The organism is Desulfoprunum benzoelyticum, from assembly GCF_014201505.1.
GTDB lineage: Bacteria > Desulfobacterota > Desulfobulbia > Desulfobulbales > Desulfocapsaceae > Desulfoprunum > Desulfoprunum benzoelyticum.
In genome coordinates this window covers 68,402-84,051 of record NZ_JACHEO010000017.1, presented here as the reverse complement: position 1 = coordinate 84,051, position 15,650 = coordinate 68,402, and the positions used below count along the sequence as shown (strand labels likewise).

The following is a 15,650-nucleotide window of genomic DNA, read 5'->3' as shown; positions in this document are numbered from 1 at the left end:
TGCCGCTTCGTGGTCTCATACTCGACATGGGCCGTAGCGATTGTAATCCCACGCTCCTTCTCCTCCGGCGCCTTATCAATCTCGCTGAAGTCCGTAAACTTCGCCATTCCTTTCGTCGACAACACCCGGGTGATAGCTGCAGTCAAAGTAGTTTTGCCATGATCAATATGACCTACCGTTCCAACATTGACATGCGGTTTTGTCCTTTGAAATTTTTCCTTTGACATTATCCTTGTCTCCTCAGGCCGTTGAATATTTAAGTATTTTTTCTTCTTTTTCAAGATGGAGCCCACGACCGGAATCGAACCGGTGACCTCATCCTTACCAAGGATGCGCTCTACCATCTGAGCTACGTGGGCGCCTGATTAAAGAGAGCAAAAAATGGAGCGGGAAACGAGACTCGAACCCGCAACCCTCAGCTTGGAAGGCTGATGCTCTACCATTGAGCTATTCCCGCCCAGTATTTGCAAATCTAAAAAGAGTAATGGTGGAGGGGGGAGGATTCGAACCTCCGAAGGCGCTGCCGACAGATTTACAGTCTGTTCCCTTTAGCCACTCGGGAACCCCTCCAAGAGATATGCCCGAAAAGGCAGTTTCTCATTATCTCTTCAGATCTCTTTTGTAAAGACTTATTTTTGGAGCTGGCGATGGGACTTGAACCCGCAACCTGCTGATTACAAATCAGCTGCTCTGCCAGTTGAGCTACGCCAGCCCATAAAGCAGAGCAGTATATCCAGCTTGATTGCATTTTTCAAGACGTTTTTTAAAATATTTTCAATCTATTTTATTTTCATCGCAGCACTACGCATCGAGTTCAATTGGTAATCATTGTTCATCACAAAGGCACAGAAAAGCCGAAACAATTTATTGCTTCGGCTTTTCAACTTTGCCTTAAAGAAAGCTTAAATGACTATTTTTGCAATGCAAACGCACTCTCTCGATATCTTTCGAAGGCAAGTGCTGTTGTCCTGTACACTATATGGGCAAACTTTGTGTATGGCATGTAGAGGAACAACATCATGACAGACACCAGATGCAGGAAATAGACCACATATCCAATTGTTGGCAAACCAAGCCAACGAAGAATCTCTGCACCAAACCCTGTAACCCCGACCGCCATGATCTCCCAGATCAAGAACCAATCGTAAAAGGTTCCTGTGCCACTCCCTTCACTTTCAGATTTAGCGCGATTGGTCCAAAGCACGTATGCGCCGAAAATGAGGGCAATTGCCGAAACATTGGCCATTATTTTGATCGGATCATAAATAGGCAATGGGCCATGCAACGACGGCCAAAATAATCCTAACACGTCGTTTTTTAACAGTGACCAGCAAGTGGTAATGAAAAGACCAATAAATGCCAACATGATCGGAAGGTGCCCTCTCACCCGATCGATGTTGACCTTACACTCCCGAAAACGATTGTGCTTGATTATTTCAACAATTGAAGGCCACAGAAAACTTGAAATGAATTGACCGGCCGATGGGCGAAAACTTGGATTAATTCCGGCACTGGCAGACATTGACCGCCAGAGTTTTGTTACCCCCTTAAATGCAGAGAACACAGCTAATCCAGCGGCCGGAACCATAATCAATACGATAAAAAAGATATTCTTTGCATACCATTTGAAGTCCCAGGTACCAAAAAACTGTTGATATCCATGACTGGCAAAATGTTCTTTGGTCGGAATATGCATAGCCCCTGAAAGCATCCACATAACAAAAATGATGACAGCAGGGATACCAATCAGTATAGGCAGGTTCTTGGCACTAGTCGCAAGCTTGGCCAACCCGCTTGGCCATCCATAAAAGGTATACGCATAGGCACGAATCGCACCAAGAACATCGCCTGGTTTTGCTCCGCGAGGACAATATGCGGAACAATCCCCGCACTGATGACAAAGAAAGATATCGGCATCAGCTACCAGATTATCCTTGAGTCCCCATTGGGACCAGATCATCTCCTTGCGCGGAAAAGGTTTATCATCTTTTGATAGTGGGCAGACAACAGAACATGTCGCACATTGATAACACTTTTTGAGAGTGTCGCCTCCCGCGCTTTGTAGATATTTTATAAATTCAAGATCGGGTTGAACATTCATTCTTTTCCTCCTGAGATTCATCAAACCCAGAATTAATAACCAGAAAAACGATTCCAGGGTGCAAGCTCGTTTTTAATCTATCCGTCAAGCATGCATGATCGTGGACGTTATCAGAAACCCTTGAATGGGTTCGGACCCATCTCTACAATTTGGTCGACAAAATCATTCAGAATAGCCGGAATTTTGTCATAATCGGTGATTGCAACCTGTTCTGCAGCGCACCTTTCAGACTCAAGTCCCAGACTCGATAATGTATCGCCGATATTTTCCATTCGTTTGTTTGCAATCTCAGAGCCTTTAACGAAATGGCACTGATAGTTGTCCCCGTATGTACAACCAAGGAGCATGGCACCATCCATTCCGGCTGACAGGGCATCACGGATCCAGGCCATATTGACTGAACCAAGGCAGCGGACCGGGATGACCCGGATCATATGATTTAAGCCGTTGCGTTTCATGCCGGACATGTCTAGGGCAGGATACGCATCATTTTCACAGGCAAAAACGATTATCCTCAATCGATCTTCATCATCCTCCGGAACCTCTATAGCTTTTACCATCGAGCCTATCAGATCAATATTGTAGTCCTTGAAGCCGATAATCCTCTCAGGACACGCTCCCATACACGTACCACAACGCCGGCAACGGGTTGGGTTCGGTAGTGGTGTTCCTTTTGCATCATCATCAAGTGCGCCAAACGGACACTCTTCAGTACACCGTTTGCACTGCGTACATCGTTGCATGAAGAATTCAGGATAGGTTGCGTCACCCGACCGCGGATGAACGGAAACACCTCGGTCAGTCGACTCAAGACATTGTATTGCCTTCAATGCCGCGCCGGTGGCATCATCAATAGTCTCTTCAATTGTTTCAGCCTTTCGTACTCCACCGCATGTATAAATACCTGTGCGTCTTGTTTCATAGGGAAAACAAATAAAATGCGAATCAGCGTAGCCATCGAACAAATCTAGATCGGAGAATGCGGGCCCCTGGCGATAGGCCAGATTGATAGTATTTTCATGAAGAGTAGTCGGTTCCATGCCGGCAGCGAGGACAACCATATCAACATCTAGAACCAGATTTTCACCAAGAAGGGTATTCTCTGCTACCACTGCCAATTTCCCGGTCTTTTCCTCGACCTTCGTAACATTGGCCTTGGTCATGAAAATACCATTGTTCTGCTGGGCGCTTTTGTAGAAAAGCTCCATATGTCCGGGTGTCCGCATATGTTGATACAAGATGTATGCCTTACCATCCTGGTTATCGGAACAGACATACTGTGCCTGTTTGAGAGCAACCATCGACGTTACTGAATTGCAGTAAGGAAAATCTTTGTCATCCTCCGCGCCACCAGGACTCTGGATGAAGGCGACATTGGCAGGTACCTTTCCAGCTTTGGCTAACTGTTCAAATTCAACATTGGTTACGACGTTTTTGATGGCGCCATAACCAAGGTGCTCATACTTGGAGACATCGGCAGGTTTCCAACCAGTAGCCAGCACGACAGATCCCACGATAGTCGCAGACGGGTCGACTTCGGTATATTTTTTTAAGCCCGCATTAGGGTCCTCTTTCTGTCCCTTGTCGATAAGGTCCTGCTCATCGACGCCAACCTTTGCCGGAGCATCCCACTCGGTTTTTGCCCCCGTTGGCTTGAATGAAACAGCAAAATTTCCTGGTGCCCCTCCAATACGTGCAACCTCAGTACCAGTTTTTATGGAGATATTCCTATCAGAGGTCACTTTGGCTATAAGTGCATCAACAGGATTTTCCTCAAGATCAGTCCACGGTGCCTTAGTCGGGAACGATTTTCTCCAACCGATTGCCTTGCCTCCAAGTTTATCTTCTTTTTCAACGAGAAGGACTTGATAGCCTGCAGCTGAGGCCTCAGAAGCTGCCGTCAAACCGGCAATGCCCCCACCCATGACCATGATTGTTTTATTTATCGTCTCAAGCTTGTAAGGTTCTGGCAGTTCGGTTTTCTTGGCGCGAGTGCAGGCCATCCGCATGTAATCGGCGGCAGTTTCCTGTAGAAAGGCTGCGGCTTCCTTATGAGGTTCTTGACCCTCTACTGGTTTGACTTCTGACCATATGACCTGTTCACGGAGGTTTGCTCTGACCACGATTTTGTCTTCTCCAAAATCAAATTCCTTGGTCATGACCCGCGGAGAACAAGCCCCGATAACGATTGCATTCACACCTTCTTCGATGTCTTTCTGAATAAGGCCTCGGCCATCAGCGCCACACATGCAAGAGTGAACCTTGCATTCCATCGACATCTCATTAGCAACAACTCCATTAAGTTCGTCGAGATCGAGAGCATCTCCGATCCCGCAACCTGAACACAGATATGCACAGTATTTTTTCGACATTGATTCTACCTCCTGGAAACCTGAATGGCCTTGAGAGCGGCTGCGGTGGATGATTGAGTAGTTGTCACGACGTCAGCAGCCTTTTTGGCACAGCCAGCTGCAATAATACCCTTATCCATATCGGAGATGACAAAACCACTGCTATCGAGATTCATTGCGATCGGAGCGCCCTGAACCGCAAGTTCAGGCTGCATGCCGGTTGCCAGAACGACCATATCCACTTTTTGCGACAATTTTTCTCCGGTAACTGCATTCTCGGCGATCACTGTTACACCGCCATCTGACTCGGAATTAATCTGTGCCACTTTGCCCTTGATAAAAAGGGCATTTGCATCGCTCATTCTTTCTTCACGGAATTTCTCGTATTTTCCAGGAGTACGAAGATCTATATAGAATACATAGATCTTTGCATCGGGATATTGTTCTCTTACATAGGTCATCTGTTTGAAAGTTGCCATGCAACAGATATGTGAACAATATTCGAGATGGTTCTCGTCACGTGACCCTGCACACTGGACAAACGCGATGGAGTCGATCGCCTTCCCGTCACCAGGACGACTGACGACCCCTTTGGTGGGTCCATTGGCAGAGGCCATCCGTTCCATCATCATATTGGTGATAATGGCATCAGATGTCCCGAATTTGAGATTGTCTATCTTTTTGGCATCATAGGGCGTCCAACCAGTAGCCCAGATAATTGAAGCGACCTGGATTTTGACCGTTTCGGTCTTCATGTCAAGGTCGACGGCGTCATATTTACAGGCGCTCTTCACCGCTTCAGCACCGGCTGAGGATAAAGATGCTTTTTCGATGACATAACGTCTCGGAAAAGCCATTTCATGCGGTAAGTACGCGGCTTTAGACATGTTCATCCCAAAATTGAATGCATTTGGGATCTCATCCGGACAAGCAGCAGCGCAATCTCCACAGGCAGTACAGTTGCTGTTGACATAACGGGGAGCGATTTCCAGCGTTACTTCATAATTCCCAGGTCCACCAGCAACTGACTTCACGGTGGTCATGGTATAAGTTCGAATGCGTCTGTTGGCTTTTATCCTCTTGAAATTAATCTCAAGCCCACAACTTGGAGGACAAAGTTTCGGAAAGTACTTATTCAATTGAGCGACACGCCCACCAAAACTTGGCCCCTTCTCTATTAATACTACGTCATTCCCGACTTCAGCGGCTTCTAGGGCTGCTGTCAGCCCGCTGATACCTCCGCCTACGACCAAAATTGCACCGGAGGTGCCTTGCTCGTCAGTCATACTTTCCTCCATTGATTTCACTTAAAATATGTGCTATCGACATGCCTCTCAACATCACCCTACCATCGAGCAGTTAAAAAACATATCAACTGTTGGCCTTGAATTTCATCACACAAACAACCTTTTATCCTATATCGGACTGAGAACCTAGATATTTCTCAAACCGCTATAAAATAAAAGGCCATATAATAAAAATCTCCAGGAATCAGAGACTCCTGGAGATTTTCACATCTAACAACTACATCAAAGAGCTATAAATTACAGCCATGGATCAGTCGCGATGATATTCACGTTTTCAACCTTCTCGACCTTCCATTCCTGGGTATCCGGATTGAAGGTGGAGTTGACGAAACACTTCCAGTTCTCATCATCACAGGTGGGGAAATCCGATCTGTAATAGAATCCTGGGTAACGTGACTCCTTACGGAATTCAATGTGACGAATATGGGACTCGACACACCAGATACGGTGATAATTTTCCCAGCAACGAAGCAGCTCATGGAGATCACCTGCAGCCATCTTCTCTGAATCCTCACGGAGGAGGCGGAGCAGATCGAGACAGATGTTGAGCAGTTTACCGGAGGTCATATAGTAGGTAGCAACACCACCACCATACTCATCGGTAGCCTTCATCAAGCGCATCATCAGGCCGGACGGCTTGCAGTAGTTCGGGTTGACATCGGCAGCTGTGGAGGCACCGACGAATTCAACATAGCGCCGTACCGGTGCATATATCTCATCAGCCAGTTCTTTGGAGGTCTGCTTCAGTTCAGGCTTGAAGCTGGCGTTGTCACGGACGAATTTTACCATCTGCTTGGCAGCGATACGGCCCTCGGCATGAGAACCGGAGCTGAACTTATGACCGGAAGCCCCAACGCCATCACCAGCGGTGAAGAGACCATCGACGGTGGTCATACGGTTGTAACCCCATTTAAACTTATGCGCACGCGAAGGGTTCTGAATGTCCGGTACCCATGATTCTTCCGGCCCGGAGGTCCAGATACCGCAACAACCGGAGTGGGAGCCGAGCATGTAGGGTTCGGTCGGCATGATCTCAGATCCGATCTTCTCAGGCTCGATGTTCATCCCGGCCCACAGACCGGCCTGCCCACAAGACATGTCAAGAAAGTCCTCCCATGCCTCAGACTCAAGATGTTTCCAGAACTTCTGCACTGCCTTCTCGTCCATGCCTTTGGCGCGACGCTCATCCAGGAAAGCATTCAATGCAACATCGGTAGCCATATAGATCGGGCCACGGCCAGCCTTCAACTCGTTGAGCATCAGGTGGTTACGCAGACAGGTCGGGGTAACCGGGGATCCGCCATACGGCATGAATTTTTCCAGCTCGTCCTTGACGGAGTCACTGTTGGCATAGAACTCACCCAGACCATTCTGTACCTTGGCCTTGAACAGCAGGAACCATGCGCCAACCGGACCATAACCGTCTTTGAAACGAGACGGCGTGAAACGGTTTTCCATCATCGTCAGCGTAGCGCCGACCTGAGCGGCCAGAGTGTAGGTGGATCCAGCATTCCATACCGGATACCATGCACGGCCCTTGCCTTCACCGGTAGACCGGGGACGGAAGATGTTTACCGCACCACCGCAGGCTATACAGCATGCCTTGCAACGGAAGATGTGGACGGCGTTTTCACGAGTGGAGAAACCAACCGCACCGGCGATCTGGTTCGGTTTATTTTTGTCAAGGAGCAGTTTGACGATAAAGATACGCTCGAGAATATTGTCAGCTCCCAGAGCGGTCTTGGCGGGCTCGGCGACGATGCATTTATAGGACTCACCGTTGATCATGATCTGCCACTTGCCGGTTCGAACCGGCTCACCACCCTCACGCAGGGTCGGTGCCGGCTTGGCGCCGTCAAGAGTCTCACCGTTAGCGTCCTTCTTCCAGATCGGAAGACCCCACTCTTCGAACAATTTTACAGACTCGTCTACGTGGCGACCACAGTCATAAACAAGGTCTTCACGAATAACACCCATCAGGTCGTTTCGGACCATCTTGACATAACTTTCAATCGGGTTGCTGCCAATGTAGGTATTGATTGCAGAAAGTCCTTGGGCAACGGCGCCCGAACGCTCGAGAGCAGCCTTGTCAACCAAAACGATTTTCATGTCAGCCGGCGCCCACTTCTTAACCTCGAAAGCAGCACCGCAAGCAGCCATACCACCACCGACGATCAGAATATCCACATCATGTTCAACAATCTGCGGATCAACTACGGCAGGAATTTCACCTTTGGGTTTATTTGGCAATGCCATATCTACATCTCCTATATACTAAAGATTATGTTGGAATTTCGAACTCTATCCTAACCGATTTTATTTAGGGGTAGGTAGGTTAGCCTCGAGAAGCAGACATTCATCATCCAGACTACCGCCCATTTGCCCGACATAGGCATTGGCAGCACCCTCAGCAGTGGTACGAACAGGAAATTTAAAACGTTTAATGTTCCCATTACGAAATTTCACCGTCCACATGATGGAATCGGCACTGCGCATCGGATGCACCTGGCCGCCCATCGGAACAAAGTCGTCATAGCCACGAACAAAAATCGCACCCTGGGGACAAATCTTGACACAGGAGTAACACTCCCAACATGCATCGGGCTCTTGGTTGTAAGCCCTCATCTCTGTTTTCTCAAGGACCATGAGGTCATTGGGACAGATGTACATGCATGCGGTTTTGTCTCCACCTTTGCAGCCATCACATTTGGAAGGATCTACATAACTTGGCATTAAACTACCTCCTCAGTTTGTTTTCACTGTTGCGATCCTGCACATGCAGGACCAACTTTACCTATACTCAATCCGCGTCACTTCAAAACTACAACTTGATAACCGGCCAGACAATCTGCCCAACCACCAATTGACACCGTGAAGTAATTTTAACCAAAAAAAAATTCAGTTAGAATAAATGAATGGTTACTCATTTTCCAATGCTCTTTTTTATATTGTTACCCTGTAATTGTCAAGATAATTTCAACAAACACCGCAGCTAACACACTATGTGTAATTGTTTCGCACCAATACTTCCCTCGCCTTCGAACCATCCGCCGGCCCGATGACTCCCTCCTGTTCCATGGCCTCAATCATCCGTGCAGCTCGATTGTACCCAACCCGTAGTCTTCTCTGCAGCATTGAAATTGAAGCTTGCCCGGATTCGGTTACAATGGCAACCGCTTCGTCGTAACGCTCATCCTGTTCCTGAGGATCATCGCCATTACGTCCCTCATCATCTGCTTCAATCTCATCGAGAATCGACTCATCATAGGCAAATCCACCCTGTTTCTTCAGGAATTCGACGACTCTGGTCGTTTCAGCTTCCGATATGTATGCCCCGTGAATTCTTTTTAAACTGGAGGTTCCCGGGGCAAGAAAAAGCATATCGCCAGCGCCGAGAAGATGTTCCGCACCCGATGCGTCGAGGATAGTACGCGAGTCGATCTTGGACGACACCTTAAATGAGATCCTGGTGGGAAAATTCGCTTTGATCAATCCGGTCAGAACGTCGACTGAAGGTCGCTGGGTGGCAAGGATCAAATGAATGCCTGCCGCTCGCGCCATCTGAGCGAGACGGGCAATCGCTGTTTCAACGTCTTTTGACGCGACCATCATCAAATCAGCAAGCTCATCCACGATAACAACGATATATGGTAGCTTGTCGACAGTCTGCTTATTATACGAATCGAAATTCTTAACCTTGGCCTCTTCAAGCAGACGATACCGTCGTTCCATCTCTCTAACTGCCCAGTTCAGTGCCTTTGAGGCCAATCGCGGATCAACCACCACCGGATGCAGCAGATGGGGTATACCTTCATATCCTGACAATTCAATCCTCTTCGGATCTATCATCAGGAATCGCACCTCCGCCGGGGTAGCGTTAAAGAGAATGGAGGCGATGATCGTATTGATACCGACACTCTTCCCGGCACCGGTAGCCCCGGCGATCAGAAGATGTGGCATCTTTGCCAGGTTATCCATGACCAGATTTCCGACGACGTCCAACCCGAGAGCAATACACAGTTTATCGGAGTTGTGACGATACGCCTCCTCTTCTATCAGGTCCCGAATATGAACGATCTGCCTCTTTTCGTTCGGTATTTCTATACCCAAAGCCGCTTTCCCCGGCACCGATCCGACCACACGGACCGATTTTGCCCGCAGACCTAGAGCGAGATCATCGGCCAACCCAACTATTTTGTTAATTTTTACTCCGGGAGCGGGGGAATATTCGTAGGTCGTAACGACAGGGCCTGGAGATATACCGATGACCTTACCGGACACTCCGAAATTACCAAGTTGCTCTTCCAGTTGCTGAGATATCTTGTAATAGGTATCTTTTCCCACTTTTTCCTGAACCTGCGGATTTGCATCCAGCAGTGTAAGGGGGGGAAGTTGCCAATCCCCGCGGGTCAGCAATCGAGGCGGATTTTTTTCTTCTGGATTCTTAACTTCCTGAGGATTTGGGACTTCCTTGACCAAGGGGACTGCACCTGGATCCTGTGACAGGTGTTCGACACTGCCGCCCTTGCTTCGACGGTTGCGTACTACCGTCGGTTGGACATCGCAGTCGGACTCATCCCTCTTCACCAAGCGGCGTGGCACATTGGCCGCGACCCGCCATAATTCGGTAAAGAAATGATACGGAGAAAATTGGGTGGCGAGCATCATCGAGACCAGAAGGACGAGAGCAAGAAAAAGGACCGTCCCCGGGCCGCCTATAATGGCTTGAAAAAATGAGAAAATCCATGTCCCGAGCCAACCTCCGGATTCTATGAGCAGGACATTTTTTAGTGCAAGCGATGACAGCAAACCACAAAAGGCAGCCAAGGCAAGCGCAAGCCCAATAACCACCTCAAGCAAGCGTGTTACGGTAATTTTCGGCCTGAAAACATGCAGAGCCAATAGGAACAAGAGAAAAACGATGAAATAGGCACCCCAACCGGCAAGACCGAGGAGAACCTGAGAAATGGTGGATCCAATCTCTCCGCACCAGTTCTCTTCCTTGTTGAGAGAACGGGAGAGGATGCTGAGAAGGAGGAATAGTGCACCAAAGACGCCAAGAAGGGCAAATGTTTCCTGTTTGAATCCTGGTTTTGATTTTTCTGATGATGCCATAAACAGCGCCATACTCCGAATTACGTTTCTTGACTCCTGATTAATTATCTAATGATATAACGGGAGTATCTAGAAAATGCAAGCCGGAGAGGCGCGCAGCACGTCACCCGCGGAGGATTTTTCTCACTGCATCGAGGACCCCGTTGACAAATGATGGCGAGTCATCACCACCAAAACGTTTGGCTATTTCGACGGCCTCATTGATAGCCACTTCATCCGGTACATCTTCGATATAGAGCATTTCGCAGACAGCCAGCCTGAGAATGTTCCTGTCTGCTGCGGCTATCCTCGACAAACGCCAGTTGACTGCGGCCTGCCGTATCAGTTCATCGATCCTTTCACGGTTGGCGATAGATATCCGCAATAATTCAAGTGCATACGAACGCCCTTTTTTGCTGACATGAAAAAGTCCACAAAAAAGGGCGAATCGATCAGCCAGGTCTTCCCGTTCCAGCTCAGCCGGTTTAGAAAAATCCTCCTGAAAGAGGTACTGGAGAGCAGCCTCACGTGATTGTCGGCGAGTTCCCATAGATAATGAACGACAAAGGGCGAAGCATCAAAACTGGCATTGCATCGTTAACTTCAACAAGGAACAGGGCCAGTTGACGCCGGAGGGAAAGAATGCCCGCTCCGAAATAGAGCGAAATGATTACAGAAGGTTGGAGATCAAATTGGCCATCTCGATCGCTGCCACCGCAACATCCGCCCCCTTGTTGCCAGCCTTGGTGCCGCTTCGTTCGATCGCCTGCTCTATCGTTTCGGTAGTCAACACCCCGAAGAGAACCGGTACCCCTGTATCGAGACCAACCTGGGCAGTTCCCTTGGAAACCTCGTTGACGACAACATCAAAATGAGGCGTCGCCCCGCGAATGACTACCCCCAGACAGATGATCGCGTCGTATTTCTGGGAACCAGCCATTTTTTTGGCAATCAGGGGAATCTCGAATGCTCCCGGAACCCGCACGACATCAATGTCTGTGGCTTGAGCCCCGGAACGCTGAAGAGTATCAAGCGCCCCCTCGAGCAGCTTTTCAGATATAAAGGAATTGAAACGGGCTATGACGATCCCGAACTTCTTTCCATCCGCCTTCAGATTCCCTTCGATAAAATTTGCCATTATTCTCACCAAAAATATTCAAAATCGGTAATTGCCCACAGGCACTACCTGAAAACTATTCAAGAACCTCAAACAGGTGGCCCATTCTATCTCGTTTGCACTGCAAGTATTCCCTGTTCTCCGGATTTGACAGGATCTCGATCGGATATCGAGCTACCACCTCGATGCCGTAACCTTCCAGACCAATGATCTTTTTAGGGTTATTGGTCAACAACGCCATCTTTTTCACTCCGAGGTCCCTGAGGATCTGGGCCCCGATACCATAGTCCCGCAAATCAGCCTTGAATCCCAATTTGAGGTTGGCCTCAACGGTGTCCATACCCTGACTGTCCTGCAGATGGTAGGCCTTCAACTTATTGATGAGCCCTATCCCTCGCCCTTCCTGTCGCATATACACGAGGATTCCACACCCTTCCTGATCGATCATCCTCATCGCCGCATTCAATTGGACTCCGCAATCACAACGCGAAGACCCAAAAACGTCACCGGTCAGACACTCGGAATGAACCCGCACCAGGACCCGTTCAGCCTTCGAAATATCCCCTTTTATCAAAGCGATGTGGTGGTGACGATCAACGTCGTTGGTGTAGACGATAGCAGTGAATTCCCCAGCATGCTCGGTCGGCAACCGCGCCTGCGCAGCCCGATGGACAAGCACGTCCTGCCGCAGTCGATAGGCGACGAGGTCGGCGATTGTCGCGATCTTGAGACCATGTTTGTCTGCGAATTTCTCGAGATCGGGCATCCGCGACATCGTCCCGTCATCGTTCATTATTTCACAGATAACACCAGCTGTGGTCATGCCGGCGAGCCGGGCGAGATCGACGGATCCCTCCGTCTGTCCAGTCCGCACCAGCACTCCGCCCTGCTTGGCCCGCAGCGGAAATATATGTCCCGGGCTCACCAGGTCGCTCGGTTTGGCGTCTTTTGCCACTGCCGCCTGCACCGTCCGGGCCCTGTCGGCAGCAGATATCCCGGTCGACACTCCGGTGCTGGCTTCAATACTGATAGTAAAGCCGGTACCGTAAGGTGATTTATTATCGCTCACCATCATCGGCAGCTTTAACTTGTCGACAAGGTCCGGACTGAGAGTCAGGCAAATCAACCCTCGCCCATAGGTCGCCATGAAATTGATCGCCTCATCGGTTACGGCCTCTGCCGCCATACAGAGGTCACCCTCATTTTCACGGTCTTCATCATCAACCAGGATGATCATCTTCCCGGCCTTTATATCTTCAATTACTTCCTCAATCGAACTCACGGCCATAATATTCACACATCAGAAAAAGTTTAGATTCCGGACCTTCGATTCACCTGAAAAAACCATGCTCCGCAAGGAAAGCGGCATCTATGCCATTTCCACCCCCGTCGATAGCGGATGACTGGATATGCGCACCGAGGAGTTTCTCGACATACTTGCCGATGATATCGACTTCGATATTGACATGATGCCCAACCTGCAATGAATTCAACGTTGTCATTTTCACGGTGTGCGGGATGATCGACACCGAAAATTGATCTGCTGCACAAGAATTGACCGTCAGACTGATCCCATCGACCGCGACTGAACCCTTCTCGACAATATAACGGCTCTGCGCTTTGGGCAATGAAAAGGTGAAAATCGTATAATCACCGAACGGCTTTCGACTGCTGACCACGGCAACACAATCTACATGTCCGGAGACCAGGTGCCCACCCAATCGATCGGAAAGCCGAAGCGCCCTCTCCATATTGACGAGATCTCCGCTGCTCAATCTTCCTAGTTGGGTTCGGGACAGTGTCTCAGGAGAAACGTCGGCGCTGAAATGACGTCCGGATATATTGTAGGCAGTCAGGCATACCCCATTAATGGCAATGGATTCACCTTCCTGAGGGTCATCGAGCGCAAATCCGGCCTCGAGATCAAAGGCTATCCCTCCACCGATTGCCCTTTTCCTCAAAAGCCTGCCCGTCCCTTCAATTATCCCGGTAAACATGTGTTCTACATTCAGTTTTGATCAGGCGGCCTGATCAATATCTTCCGCCTTTTTCACATAACTTTCAGCGATGCTATGATGTCGGAAGTTCCGGTGGATCGAGGCCACGGTGCGGTAGGCATCGGCAGCTTTTCCCTTGTTGCCGGAGTCGAGATAGATCAGTGCCATCTCCTCAAGTATCTCCACCGTTCCGCGCGGATCATTGTTGCGGTGATAGCTGTCGAGCAGTTCCAGACAGATCTCGATTGCCTTCGAGTGATCGTTAAGACCTCGAAATACTTCGATGAGCTTCTTTTGAACCGCAACCAGACTCATTTGATCCTGCAACTTGTCGCAAATCCCCAGGGCTCGCTGATAATGCTGCAACGCCTGCGTGAATTCCTGTCGCGCCAGGCAGACATGGCCCAGTTGGTTGGAGGCGTTGGCAATCCCCGTCTCTTCCCCTCTCTTCTCAAAACCAACCAGAGCATTATGCAGCGAAACAGCCGCCTGAGAGTATTCCCGGTTCTGCAGAAATCGCCGGCCTTCTTCATAATCGGTTCGCACCGGGTCGGCAGGATCAGTGTCTTTCGCGCCTGCCATCGGAGCGATGGAGCCGATATTCTGTAATGTTGTCGTCATGCTTCTTTCCCTCCGTGGATCGCGCTGATTGCCTTCGCAGCCTCAGCGGCAACCGTCGTTGTACAAGCTTTCCCGTTTTCCCAGACTATCAACCCGGCATTATCGTCCTTCAGGACCATCAGCTGCAAAGCGGCCTCCGTGGCTTTGATTCGCCCCAAAAGCCTGGCGATGAGGCCGCGCACTCGCGGATCCGGATGCTGCAGGAAATGGAAAAGGTTGAAAAAAGGTGTATCCCGAATAAGATCCGGCCGTTTGCGGGCGATCTCCCCCATCGCCCATATAACCTGAATCTGGGTTGATTGCTCGCCGATATAGCGGAGCAGATAGCGGGTGAAGGCCCCGAAGATATCCGGCCGCTCGGCAATGACATAGCCAATCGCCTCGACCATGCCCCACGGCGTGGCGGCAGAATCGGAACAGGCCTCGAAAAGCCTATGCAGGAGCTCAGAGACCTGACCGGGTTCACGGCTTGCCACTCGAGCACAAACCTGACCGATGGTCCAGGCCGTTTTCCACCGTTTCTCCTCATCAGGATCATAGAGCAGACGCTGCATCAGGCGCAGAGTTTTCTTGTCGTCGAAGCATAACCCTGCCAGGCCGTCGATATCACTTCGATCAACCATTTCCCTGACTGCCTGTTTCGTCGCCTTTTGGCGAACCCGGTTTCGCGCTGGAGCGGACTCGATTACAGGGTCCTGAACCTTGGCGATGGGTGTGGACTCGGCAATCTGGTGTTCTTTTTTATCCTTCAGCCGACGGGCCAATTCCGATATCTCGGTGTGCAGCCGAACAAAGTACAACACTCCACGGACATAGCGGCCATCGATATTCTTCATCTCGATGACCTGATGCAAGGTCTCGTCGTAATTCTCGATGCGACCGGTCAGATAGTCATCTTCCGGCATCAGTTCCCAGGCCAGATCCCAATTATCACCGCAGGCGTAGACCAGGGCCTCGACCATCGCCGCCCCAACATTATGCCCGGTAGCGTCACATGTATACACCGCTCCGCACTGGCATGCGCCCACAGGAAATTCCGTCATCTTGCGAACGGAGGCCTCC

Annotated in this window: 13 protein-coding genes and 4 tRNA genes; all 17 read right to left on the bottom strand. The window is 49.7% G+C overall.

The features are described from left to right. Positions 1-227: GTP-binding protein (locus HNQ81_RS13400; RefSeq protein ID WP_244960484.1), on the bottom strand; the 227-nt coding region annotated here is incomplete at its 3' end. 56 nt (positions 228-283) lie between these two features. Then, positions 284-359: transfer RNA gene (locus HNQ81_RS13395), tRNA-Thr, on the bottom strand. A 23-nt stretch (positions 360-382) separates the two neighbouring features. Further along, positions 383-457 (bottom strand) — tRNA-Gly (locus HNQ81_RS13390). A 28-nt stretch (positions 458-485) separates the two neighbouring features. Continuing rightward, positions 486-570: transfer RNA gene (locus HNQ81_RS13385), tRNA-Tyr, on the bottom strand. Positions 571-636: 66 nt separating this feature from the next. After that, positions 637-712: transfer RNA gene (locus tag HNQ81_RS13380), tRNA-Thr, on the bottom strand. A gap of 198 nt (positions 713-910) precedes the next feature. Further along, on the bottom strand, positions 911-2,101 hold the full coding sequence (gene qmoC, locus HNQ81_RS13375) for a quinone-interacting membrane-bound oxidoreductase complex subunit QmoC (protein WP_183351808.1): 1,191 nt from the start codon (positions 2,099-2,101) through the stop codon (positions 911-913). Between the two features lie 110 nt (positions 2,102-2,211). Continuing rightward, a complete protein-coding gene (locus HNQ81_RS13370) occupies positions 2,212-4,473 on the bottom strand; it encodes a hydrogenase iron-sulfur subunit (protein ID WP_183351807.1) in 2,262 nt (753 codons plus the stop codon). 5 nt (positions 4,474-4,478) lie between these two features. Beyond that, positions 4,479-5,738, bottom strand: coding sequence for a CoB--CoM heterodisulfide reductase iron-sulfur subunit A family protein (locus tag HNQ81_RS13365; protein WP_183351806.1), 1,260 nt, complete (start codon positions 5,736-5,738; stop codon positions 4,479-4,481). 258 nt (positions 5,739-5,996) lie between these two features. Beyond that, positions 5,997-8,015: an adenylyl-sulfate reductase subunit alpha gene (gene aprA / locus HNQ81_RS13360; protein ID WP_183351805.1), complete on the bottom strand. Its 2,019-nt coding sequence runs from the start codon at positions 8,013-8,015 to the stop codon at positions 5,997-5,999. A gap of 60 nt (positions 8,016-8,075) precedes the next feature. Next, positions 8,076-8,492, bottom strand: coding sequence for an adenylyl-sulfate reductase subunit beta (aprB, locus tag HNQ81_RS13355; RefSeq protein WP_183351804.1), 417 nt, complete (start codon positions 8,490-8,492; stop codon positions 8,076-8,078). A 267-nt stretch (positions 8,493-8,759) separates the two neighbouring features. Further along, entirely contained in the window at positions 8,760-10,874 is a 2,115-nt protein-coding gene (locus HNQ81_RS13350) for an FtsK/SpoIIIE family DNA translocase (RefSeq protein ID WP_183351803.1), read from the bottom strand. Positions 10,875-10,977: 103 nt separating this feature from the next. Continuing rightward, a complete protein-coding gene (gene nusB / locus HNQ81_RS13345; protein WP_183351802.1) occupies positions 10,978-11,403 on the bottom strand; it encodes a transcription antitermination factor NusB in 426 nt (141 codons plus the stop codon). Positions 11,404-11,523: 120 nt separating this feature from the next. Then, complete coding sequence (gene ribH / locus HNQ81_RS13340; RefSeq protein WP_183351801.1) at positions 11,524-11,991, bottom strand: 6,7-dimethyl-8-ribityllumazine synthase; 468 nt, start codon at positions 11,989-11,991, stop codon at positions 11,524-11,526. 55 nt (positions 11,992-12,046) lie between these two features. Then, positions 12,047-13,258, bottom strand: a complete 1,212-nt coding sequence (locus tag HNQ81_RS13335; RefSeq protein ID WP_183351800.1) for a bifunctional 3,4-dihydroxy-2-butanone-4-phosphate synthase/GTP cyclohydrolase II — start codon at positions 13,256-13,258, stop codon at positions 12,047-12,049. Positions 13,259-13,301: 43 nt separating this feature from the next. Beyond that, entirely contained in the window at positions 13,302-13,967 is a 666-nt protein-coding gene (locus HNQ81_RS13330; RefSeq protein ID WP_183351799.1) for a riboflavin synthase, read from the bottom strand. A 21-nt stretch (positions 13,968-13,988) separates the two neighbouring features. Then, positions 13,989-14,588 carry a tetratricopeptide repeat protein gene (locus tag HNQ81_RS13325; RefSeq protein ID WP_183351798.1) on the bottom strand — a complete coding sequence of 200 codons (600 nt, stop codon included), beginning with the start codon at positions 14,586-14,588 and terminating at the stop codon, positions 13,989-13,991. Beyond that, the gene (locus HNQ81_RS13320; protein WP_240191569.1) at positions 14,585-15,631 is read right to left on the bottom strand and encodes a DVU0298 family protein; all 1,047 of its coding nucleotides are present in this window, start codon (positions 15,629-15,631) and stop codon (positions 14,585-14,587) included. Before HNQ81_RS13320 ends, HNQ81_RS13325 begins: the two co-directional genes overlap by 4 nt. Positions 15,632-15,650: the final 19 nt, after the last annotated feature.

What these genes read in the sequence shown, in the direction of transcription:
- qmoC (WP_183351808.1), bottom strand. Translation starts at nt 2,101, where the DNA reads ATGAATGTTCAACCCGATCTTGAATTTATAAAATATCTACAAAGCGCG.
- HNQ81_RS13370 (WP_183351807.1), bottom strand. Translation starts at nt 4,473, where the DNA reads ATGTCGAAAAAATACTGTGCATATCTGTGTTCAGGTTGCGGGATCGGA.
- HNQ81_RS13365 (WP_183351806.1), bottom strand. Translation starts at nt 5,738, where the DNA reads ATGACTGACGAGCAAGGCACCTCCGGTGCAATTTTGGTCGTAGGCGGA.
- aprA (WP_183351805.1), bottom strand. Translation starts at nt 8,015, where the DNA reads ATGGCATTGCCAAATAAACCCAAAGGTGAAATTCCTGCCGTAGTTGAT.
- aprB (WP_183351804.1), bottom strand. Translation starts at nt 8,492, where the DNA reads ATGCCAAGTTATGTAGATCCTTCCAAATGTGATGGCTGCAAAGGTGGA.
- HNQ81_RS13350 (WP_183351803.1), bottom strand. Translation starts at nt 10,874, where the DNA reads ATGGCATCATCAGAAAAATCAAAACCAGGATTCAAACAGGAAACATTT.
- nusB (WP_183351802.1), bottom strand. Translation starts at nt 11,403, where the DNA reads ATGGGAACTCGCCGACAATCACGTGAGGCTGCTCTCCAGTACCTCTTT.
- ribH (WP_183351801.1), bottom strand. Translation starts at nt 11,991, where the DNA reads ATGGCAAATTTTATCGAAGGGAATCTGAAGGCGGATGGAAAGAAGTTC.
- HNQ81_RS13335 (WP_183351800.1), bottom strand. Translation starts at nt 13,258, where the DNA reads ATGGCCGTGAGTTCGATTGAGGAAGTAATTGAAGATATAAAGGCCGGG.
- HNQ81_RS13330 (WP_183351799.1), bottom strand. Translation starts at nt 13,967, where the DNA reads ATGTTTACCGGGATAATTGAAGGGACGGGCAGGCTTTTGAGGAAAAGG.
- HNQ81_RS13325 (WP_183351798.1), bottom strand. Translation starts at nt 14,588, where the DNA reads ATGACGACAACATTACAGAATATCGGCTCCATCGCTCCGATGGCAGGC.
- HNQ81_RS13320 (WP_240191569.1), bottom strand. Translation starts at nt 15,631, where the DNA reads ATGACGGAATTTCCTGTGGGCGCATGCCAGTGCGGAGCGGTGTATACA.